This is a genomic window from Bacillus sp. XT-4, from assembly GCF_050864245.1.
In the GTDB taxonomy this organism is placed as follows: domain Bacteria; phylum Bacillota; class Bacilli; order Bacillales; family Bacillaceae; genus Bacillus; species Bacillus altitudinis.
This window is the reverse complement of record NZ_JBPAFI010000015.1, coordinates 1-10,449: the sequence shown is the minus strand read 5'-3', so window position 1 is coordinate 10,449 and position 10,449 is coordinate 1. Positions and strand designations below refer to the sequence as shown.

At 46.0% G+C, this 10,449-nt stretch carries 2 protein-coding genes; both read right to left on the bottom strand.

Annotated features, from left to right (window positions below):
- Positions 1–8,216 (bottom strand): amino acid adenylation domain-containing protein (locus tag ACRRMM_RS19065; RefSeq protein ID WP_432450933.1); only part of this gene is annotated, 8,216 nt, incomplete at its 3' end.
- A gap of 19 nt (positions 8,217–8,235) precedes the next feature.
- A partial coding sequence (locus ACRRMM_RS19060) for a condensation domain-containing protein (RefSeq protein WP_432450932.1) occupies positions 8,236–10,449 on the bottom strand: 2,214 nt, incomplete at its 5' end.

Genomic DNA, 10,449 nt, shown 5'->3' with positions numbered 1-10,449 from the left:
ATATGGAGCTCTGCGCCGGCGATCCACGTCGGGAACATCTCCCAAATGGAGGCATCAAAGCCAAAGCCGGCATATTTGGCGGTTCGGTCTTGTTTCGTCACCTGGAAGGCATCATTGTGCCAGTAAGCCAGATTGACAAGGGACTGGTGCTCGACCATGACACCCTTCGGCTGTCCAGTCGTTCCAGATGTGTAAATCATATAAGCGAGATCCGTTGGTTTGATAGGAACCTGAATCTCGTGTGCTTCTCCTTCTACTGCCTCTTCTATGAAGAGGGTATGACCTGTGAAAGAACGTGGTGCAGTGAGCTCTTTCTGAATCAGAAGGACCTCTGCCCCGCAGTCTTCCAGCATATAGGCAATGCGCTGCGCTGGATAATCGGCATCAATCGGCACAAATGCCGCACCTGCCTTGAGAACTCCGAGAACAGCGGCTGTCATCTCGAGCGATGGACGCGTGAGAATGCCGATGCGGTCTCCCGGTTTTGTGCCGGTGGAAATGAGTCTTGCGGCGACTGTATTCGCCCGGTTGTTCAGTTCTTCATACGTCCAGCTTGTGCCGCAGAAAGTTGCAGCTTTTTGATCAGGTACTTCTTGTGACCTCGCCTCAATCAATGCATGAACCGTTTGATCTGTCGGGACATTTAGGATAGGGCCTGACCATTCATCAAGCAGATGTCGCTCTTCTTCTTTGGTTAAGATGGAGATGGTTGAGATCGGCTGATTCAATTTCGCGATCATTTCGTCTATGATCCGCTCAAAATATTGACTCCATCGCTGAATGGTACTCTTTTTAAATAGTGCCTCTGCATATTCAAAGCGCAAGCCCACTTGATCTTGTTCCTCAAAGATGCCGAGCGTTAAATCAAACTTTGCCTGAACGGCTTCTTGCTGTTTGTGCGAAAGCGTAAGTCCATTCAATTCCGGTAACGTCAGATCACGCTCATCCGTTGTCATCATGACACTAAATAACGGGTTGCGACTCGTGTCTTTCGGAAGGTCTAACTGCGCGACCAAATCCTCAAATGGGAATCCTTGATGTTCATAAGCTGATAGATTGTGATCTCTTATTTTTTCTAGCAGATGCTCTGCAGTTTCTTCTAACTGAACGTCATGTCGAAGGGCCAGTGTATTCACAAACATGCCCGGAATCCGTTCGATTGACGCATGTGTACGTCCAGCCGTTACAGCCCCTATGACGATGTCATGCTGCCCAGTCAATTTATGAAGAAGAATGGCAAAGGCCGTTTGCATCACCATGTTCAAACTCACATTTTTTTCAGCCATGAGCGCTTTGATATGCTGCGCCTTCTCAGCAGACAGCCATCTATCCACCCGGTCTCCTGCAAATGACTGCACGCTAGGCCGCGGGAAATCAAGCGGAAGTGCTAAGTCTTCTGGCGGCTGTGCATATTGCTCCAGCCAATACTGCCGCTGTTTTTCAAGTGCTGCTTGCTGTTCTTCCTCTTGCTGCCATACCGCATAATCCTTGTAGTGCAACTGAACTGGCGGTAACGTCTTATGCTCATACAACTCCGCTAATTCTTGAATAAGCAGACTGCGTGTCACTCCGTCTGCGATGATATGGTGCATATCCATCATGAACACATATTTGTCATCAGACAGCTTTGCCACTTTCGCTCTCATTAGAGGTGCTTGATGTAATGAGAATGGTGTCATGAAGTTGTCTACGACGGATTGTACCTGATCGCTTTCTACTTCAACCATCTGTAACGTAAACGGTACACGGCGATAGATTTTTTGGACGGGACTGCCGTCAATTTCAACAAAGGCTGTCCGCAATGACTCATGTCTATCAATTAAAGCTTGAATCGCTCCTTCTAGCTGCTTCAGATCAAGGTTTCCTTCCATCATGAAAACGGCTGGCATATGGTAGGTGACGGATTCTGGATGTAACTGCTGTAATACGTACATTCGCTTTTGTGCGGAAGAGACTGGATAGAAATCTTGCTTTTCCGCTGGCTGAATGGATGTGACGAGCGAAGCATCAGCTTCTTCCAAATAGGCAGCTATCTCCCGTATTGTTGGCTTTTCAAAAAGAACCTTGAGTGGAACATGCTGATTCAGTTTGGCTTGCATGTTCGAAATGAGCACCATGCCTTTCAGAGAATGCCCGCCTAATTCAAAGAAATGGTCATCAATGCCAACTTCCTCAATTCCAAGAACATCTGACCAAATATCACAAAGCGTCTTCTCAAGCGCCGTTTCTGGTGCTGCATGTGCCGTGCGGTTCATATGTGCCTCATGAGGAAGCGGCAGAGATTTTGCATCCACTTTTCCGTTTTGCGTCAGCGGCATATGATCCACTTTGACAAAATAAGTAGGAATCATGTAATCCGGTAGTGTCTCTGAAAGCTTTTCTCTAAATGTCAGCGTTCCAATGTGATCAGGTGCTGTATAATATAACGCCAGCTCCGGTAAACGAGATGTGTTGATCACTTTGACATACACTTTTTGAATGGTTGAAAGGGCACGTGCGGCATGCTCAATTTCTTGTTTCTCAATTCGATAACCGCGAATTTTCACTTGATCGTCTACTCTTCCAAGGAATTCAATCTCCCCATTTGCATGCTGTCTGACCAAATCTCCCGTTCGATACATCCGCTCTTGAGGAAAATAAGGATTTTCAAGAAAACGCTCTGCTGTTAATTCAGGCTGATTCAAATAACCTTTTGAAACACCATCACCTGAAATGTAGAGCTCACCCGGTGCGCCATAAGGGACAAGACGCTGCTGGCGATTGCATACGAGCGCTCTTGTATGAGCAATAGGCTTTCCGATGATAGAACGCTCCTTTAAAGCGTCCAGCTCATGCGGTGTCATTAGCTTGCTCACTGTACCAATCGTTGTTTCTGTCGGACCGTAATGGTTCATCACTGCCACACATGGATGCTGCTTCATAAATGTTTCAACATCTTCAGAGACAATCGGTTCTCCTCCCAATACCACAAGCCGTAAAGCGTCAAATGTATATCCCTTTGAATCTGCCATCATATGAAATAAGGATGGTGTCATTTTGATATAAGTCAGCTCTTGTTCATCAATAAAACGCATGAGACGTACAGGGTCTGTATACACGTCTTCACGAGGAATATAGAGTGTCCCGCCTGCTTTTAGAACCGGGAAAATGCTTGTGTAACCAAGGTCGTATGCATAAGAAGACAGGAGTGCCGTTCGATCGCATTCTTGTAAAGTCACTTCATGTGTCAACCAATTGACGTAGTGTGATAGATTACGATGCGTGAGCTGTACACCCTTTGGCTTCCCTGTTGTTCCAGATGTGTAAATTACATAAGCCAGTTGATCAACCGATACGTCCGGCAGGTCTAGAGAATCGTTTCGTTGGACGGCTTTCTCCACATGTACGACCTGAATCGACTTGAGATGCTGATAGGAATCGCCAAGAGACTCATTTGCCACGATGACTTTTGCCCCTGAATCTTTTAATGTGTAACGAATACGTTCCGCAGGAAAAGCTGGATCAATTGGTACAAATGCACCGCCCGCTTTCATTACACCTAGCATCGAGACAATGACATAGACAGAGCGATCAAGAATAAGTGCGACTGTGCTTTCTTTCTCTACGCCTTGCATCTTCAGCTCACTGCAAAGAGCATTGGACATGTGATCTAATTCACGGTAGGTCAGCTTCCTTTCACCATCCATCACCGCAATGGCATCAGGCGTTTCCATGGCTTGCCTTGAAAATTGCACATGATACGGCTCATGTTGACCTGTTTGTTCTCCATCCCTTTTCTCCAGCCGCTCCATTTGCTCATGCTGATCCAAGAGATTGAACAAGCCAATTTGTTCATGCGGATGCTGGACCGCCTCACGAATAATCGCAAGCAGATGTGTTCCGAACCGGCGGATGGTTTCCTCTTTAAATAATGCCGTTGCATAGTCTAGGCTTAGTTTTATTTCTCCCTCACGTTCAAATGCTTCTAGAGACAGATCAAATTTGACGGATCGGTGCTGTATTGCATAAGGCGAAATGTTCAGATCGCCGAGCTTTAGTGCAGGAACATCCATGTTCTGCATATTAAACGAAACACTAAAGAGCGGGCTTCGGGTTGTATCACGATCAAGTGGCAGACGCGCGATTAACTCTTCGAGCGGATAGCTTTGATGTGCAAAAGCATCTACACTCGTTTCTTTTATTTCTTCAAGCAGCTGTATAAATGACTTTGTTTGTTCCGGTTTCCCGCGCATCGCAATGGTATTGATGAACATCCCTGGCATGTCCTGAATATCTGGATGTGTTCGCCCCGCAACAGGAGATCCGACAACGATATCCTTCTGTCCGCTGTAGGATGCGAGCAGTACTTGAAATGCAGATAACAAGAACATGTACAGCGTCGTATCTGTTTTCTTGAGCAGCTCATGAATACGCTGAGTTGTCGCTTGATCACAGCCAAACATCACCCGTTCTCCAGAAAAATCACGTTCCACTGGACGCGGATAGTCTGTCGGCAAATCTAAAACCGGTACATCTCCATCGAATTGTTTCAGCCAATACGCTTCATGCACACGCTGTTTCTCTGTTTCTTCTTCACTTAACTGCCAGACAGCGTAATCTTTATAATGAATGTCTCTTTCTGCAAGTGCCTCTCCATCATAGGCTTTCGCCAAATCCTGAATGAACGTCTTCATGGAGCTGCCATCTGTAATCAGGTGATGTGCTTCCAGAACTAAAAGATGACGGTCGTCACTCACTTTGAGCAGCTGTGCCCGCAGGAGGGGAGCGGCTGTCAAATCAAACGGCGCCTGACGTTCAGCAAGAAATGCCTCGGCCTCTTCTTCCTTTACATCATGGACAGGGAGGTCAAATACCGCTCGTTCATGTACCCTTTGGACGATGTTCTCGCCTTTCATATGAAAACTCGTTCTTAAGATTTCATGCGTTTGAATCAATTCATCAAATGCTGAGGTGAGCCGCTGATGATCGAGCGTACCTTCAAGCGTTAAGACGATCGGAATATGATAGTTCGTACTCTTAGGTTCAAGTGTTTGTAAAATGTATAAGCGCCGCTGAGCTGGTGACACTGGATAGTCCTCCGCCTTCGCTGCCGGTAAGATCGGATGTCCTTGTTCTTCTTGACCGTCCTGGTCAATGTATGACGCAAGCGATCGAACCGTTGGCTTTTCGAATATCACTTGAATCGGAACTTCCTTTTGGAACACTTCTTGGATTTTGGCTGACATCATCATTGCTTTGAGTGAATGTCCGCCAGTCATGAAGAAATGCTCATCTATTCCCACCGCTTTCCCAAGCAGTTCCTCCCAAATTTGAGCAAGCGCCTTTTCCGTCTCAGTTTCAGGTGGAATGATCCTGATTTCTTCACGATCAGCTTCGTCAGGCGTTGGTAAAGATTTTCGATCAACCTTTCCGTTTGCGGTAAGCGGGAAAGCATCTAGCTTCATGACGTGATGAGGTACCATATATGCTGGCAGTGCTTGATGAAATAAAGCCCGCACCTCTTCTTCCGTGATCGTTCCCGTATAGTAAGCGGTCATTTCTTTTTCTTCTGAAGGAGACGCATGGATGAGCACAACCGCATCATCGATCCCCGTCTCTTGTTGAAGAATCGTTTCAATTTCACCTAGCTCAATACGGAAACCACGGATTTTCACTTGATCATCTGTCCGTCCGAGGAATTCGATTTGACCATTTGAACCGTACCTAGCCAAATCTCCTGTTCGATATAAACGCCCTTCTGCCTTGAAAGGATCAGCGATAAATACTTGCTTTGTTAATTCTGGACGATGGAGATATCCTCTTGAGACACCGTCACCGCCGACATACAGCTCTCCTGGCGCACCAATTGGCTGAAGTCTTTGATTGTCATCTAAAATGTAAGCGGACGAATGATTGATCGGCTGACCAATTGGAATCGTGCCCGTTTCATCCCCTCTCACCTCATAAATGGTCGAGATGGTGGTGTTTTCTGTGGGGCCATACGCATTCAGTAAAACAAGTGATGGATGATGTTTCTTCACAAGCTCTGCACTTTTCACATTGATCACATCACCGCCTGTGATCAATTTGGACAATCCTTTAAACATATGCGGTCGCTGCTGAGCGAGTTGATTAAACAAACCTGTCGTTAAAAAGAGCGACGAGATTTGATTCGTTTGGATAAAGCGTTCAAACCGGTTGATGTCCAATAACGTGTCACGGTCAACAGGATAAAGCGTTGCACCGTTCAGCAGTGTGGTGAAAATTTCAAAAGTAATGGCATCAAAGCTGACTGCTCCTGTATGTGCCATACGATCCGACTTGTTCAAGCCCAGTGTCTCCTGTGAACATGCCAATCTGACAATATGTTGATGCTCAATTTGAACACCTTTTGGCTGACCGGTTGACCCCGACGTGTACATGATATACGCCAATTGCGAAGGAGAGGTCTCGACTTCGAAAGGTCCGTTTGACTGATTCGATATGTCCGACACATGAACGGCTTGGATGCTTTCATGAACTGGCGGCTGGCTGTCCGCATAGAGCAAAACGGATGCACCGCTGTCTTCAAGCATAAAGCGGATTCTATCCTCTGGCTGGGCTGGATCAATTGGTACATAAGCAGCCCCTGCTTGAAGAACCGCTAAAATGGCGATCACTGCTTCAGCAGATCGATTCATATACACTGCGACGGCATCTTCTTGTTTCACTCCGCTATCAATCAAATGTCCCGCAACACGATGGATTTCTTGGCCGAGTTCTTCATAGGTGAATGCCCGCTCTCCTTCGACTAACGCCAGATGGTCTGGCTGCGTTTGAATGCGTTCTTTCAGAAGCTCAGGAATAGACAGATGCTTTGGATAATCTCGTTCTGTCTTGTTCCATGCTTCAATCTGCTGTTTTTCTTCTTCAGTGATACACGTCACGTCATGAAGGCGAACTTCCGGATTTTCGATGATCTGCTTCATGAGGTTGGTCAGGTGTTTCGATATTTTTTCAATGACCTCTTCTTCAAAAGCCACCGCATTGTATTTGATTTTCAATGTCCATGTTTCACCTGGATATACAAGGACATTTAGATCGAAATTCGTTTGTTCAAATCCGTCTTTTACATCAATGGAAAACCCTAGACGTTCCGACATGGTGTCACCAGATAGCTCTTGATCTAAAGGATAGTTCTCAAACCCGACCAAGTGATCGAAGAGTTGTCCTCCTGCAGCTGCCTGTTGCTGAATGTCATAAAGCGGCATAAAATCATAGTTTTCCGCTTCCAGCGCATGCTGCTGAACTTTTTGAAACAGCTGTTTGAAGGTGTCTTCCTGATTCATTTCTACCCTGACCGGTATTGTATTGATAAAAAGCCCTGCCATCTGTTCTATCCCAGCCACACTTGGCGGCCTTCCAGATACGACTGTTCCGAAAGTGACATCATGTGCCGCATGGTAAGTGCCTAAAAGAACCGACCAAACAGCCTGGAATAGATTTGGTGCTGTCACTTGGCAATTTCTTGCGATCTCTTGAATGCTTCTGACCATTTCAGCATCCCATGTGAACGTCCATTCCTGATGGTCATATTGTCCGTTCGCTTCTTTTTGCTGCAAAAGCCCTTGATGCTGAACCGCACCGTCTAAGCGATCCTTCCAATAGCCTTCCGCTGCTTGTTGATTTTGCTTGCCAAGCCACTGGATATAATCTGCATAAGGTTTTCCTTGTGAGCGATCCGGCGTTTTGCCGTTCCGATAAGATTCGTAGTAATGAAACAATTTTTTCATCAAAACTCCCATGGACCAACCATCCATGATGATGTGATGGTTGCTCCAAATGAGATGCCAGTTTGTTTCATTCAGTTGAAAAACAGCGACCTTCAATAACAAATCATTCGTTAAATGGAAGCCTTGCTTTCTCACTTGCTTTTTATATTGATCTAGTACCTTTTGCTGTTCCTGATGATTCAGGTGAGATAGATTCTTTCTATACACATCTAGATTGCGCTCTGCCAGTACAACCTGACGAGGCTTCTGTAATTGCTGATAGACAAAGGCTGTACGGAGAATGTCATATGTGCCGATGAGCTCATTGAGACTTTTTTCAAAAAGATCGAGATCAAATTCCCCTCTTATTCCAAGCTCCAGCTGTGTGAAATAAGAGGACGAATTAGGGTCTAGCATGGCATGATATAACATGCCTTCTTGCATTGGTGTTAAAGGATATACCTTTTGAATCTTCTGTTTGCTCATAGTCCACCTCTTCGTTTGCTTAAAATATATCCATTAGCTTTTCAAGTTCATCCATGGTCAGGTCATCGTCTCCTACATCACTAGGCGTAATTTGCGCTTCATCTTGTGATACACAATGTGAGATGAGTGCCTTCACGTTCTCTTCTAAAAGGTCCTTGAACTGCTCCATCGTTTGCTCTTCGAATTCAAGCTGGTGATATGAAATCGTCATATGGAACAAGCCCTGTTCTACGAAACCAACAATATCTAATGCATGAGGTTTCTCTGATTCTGGACTTAATGATTGACCTGCCTGCCAAGTGGATCGACTTAGTTCACCCCCGCCAATCTGTTCATCAAACTGACCAAGATAGTTAAAGCTGATATCTGGCGTGACATCAAATGCGAGACCGTCCTTCATTTTGTCAGGCGTTAAGTATTTTAAAATGCCATAGCCGATTCCCTTGTTCGGAATGTGTCTGAGCTCTTCTTTCAAAAGCTTGATTTGATACGAAAGATCCTCCGCACGCGACAAATCAAGCAGCACAGGATACATGCTCGTAAACCAGCCGATGGTCCGCGACACATTGACCGCCGGAAGGATGTCTTCCCTTCCATGTCCTTCAAGGTGAATAAAGTGTCTGTCTTCTCCCGTCCACTCTTTCAGGGTCAATCCTAAAGCGGTTAGTAAAATATCATTGATTTCCGTGTGGTACGCCTCATGTACTTCTGTCAGTAGGCTGCGTGTTTCTTCCTCAGACAGCGTAAAGCGAATGGTTTTTGTATACAGCATTCTTTGATCCTCTGTAACATGATCCTTTTGCAGAGGTGCAGTTAAATGCCCAAGTACCTTTTTCCAATAGTCCCTTTCTGCCAGCAGCTCATCTGACACTGCATATTCCGTCAACTTCTGGGCATATGCTTGGAATGAATGTGTTTTTTCAGGAAGTGTCAGCTCCTCCCCACGCTTCGCCTGCTCATAAAGAGCTATGAAGTCTTCAAGGAGAATACGCCATGACACACCATCAATGACAAGATGATGTACAACGAGCAATAAGTGATCTCCATGATCCGTACGGAAAATCGCAGGTTTGACTAATGGTCCCTCTGTTAAAGAAATACTCGCCTGCACTTCATTTGCCAGCTTTTCTACCTGCTGGATTTGCTGTGGTCGTTCTCCTTGTACTTCTACCACGTCCACCGCTACATCGTTTTCGTCTACTCCACGATGACGCTGAATGATGCGTCCTTCTTCTATCGGATAAACCAATCGCAAAGCATCATGATGGGTCATCATCTGCTCGAGCACTTGCTTGACAAGCGCTTCATCCAAACCATTTGCCGCATGGAGCATAACGGACTGATTCCAATGATGCTGGCTGCTGAAGTTCCGTTCAAAGAACCAGCGCTGAATTGGTGTTAAAATGACCTCTCCTTCCACAGGTGATTGATCGGCTGTGAGAAGATCCGCTTCTTCGATATATGTGCGGAGCTCCGCAATCGTTGGATATTGGAAAAGCAGTTTCATATCGAGCTTCCAACCTTCTTGCGTGAGTCTGCTGGCCATTTGGATGCCTTTAATCGAATCTCCGCCAAGGAAGAAGAAATGGTCGTGAATACCGACTTGGCTGACGCCAAGTACATCTTCCCAAATGCCGCAAAGCAGTGCTTCCACTTCATCTCTTGGGGCTTCGTATGCTGTTTGATTCGCTTCCATATCAGGTGCTGGCAGTGCTTTGAGATCCACTTTTCCATTTGCCGTCATCGGCAGTTGGTCTAGCTTAATGATCCATGATGGCACCATATATTCTGGCAAGGTGCGCTTTAAGCTTTCTTTCAAAGTGCCCGTTTCTTTATCTGTGATGACGTAAGCGACAAGAGCGTCTTGATCACTTGCGTCTTTGACCGTTGTCACGACGGCTTCTTGGACTGAATCCAGCGCAAGGAGCTGCGCTTCAATTTCTGACAGCTCAATACGGAATCCGCGGATGTTCACTTGATGGTCTTTTCTGCCGAGGTAGATCAGCTCGCCATCCTCTGTCCATTTCACCAAATCACCTGTACGGTACATGCGCTCTCCTGGATAAAACGTATCTGGGACAAACCGTTTGTCCGTTTCCTCCGAGAGATTCCAATAGCCTCTTGCCAGTCCTTTCCCCGCAATCACGAGCTCACCCGGTACGCCTTGCGGCGAGAGGTCATATAACGAACCCATAATGTAAAAACGAGTATTGGCAATCGCTGTTCCGATAGG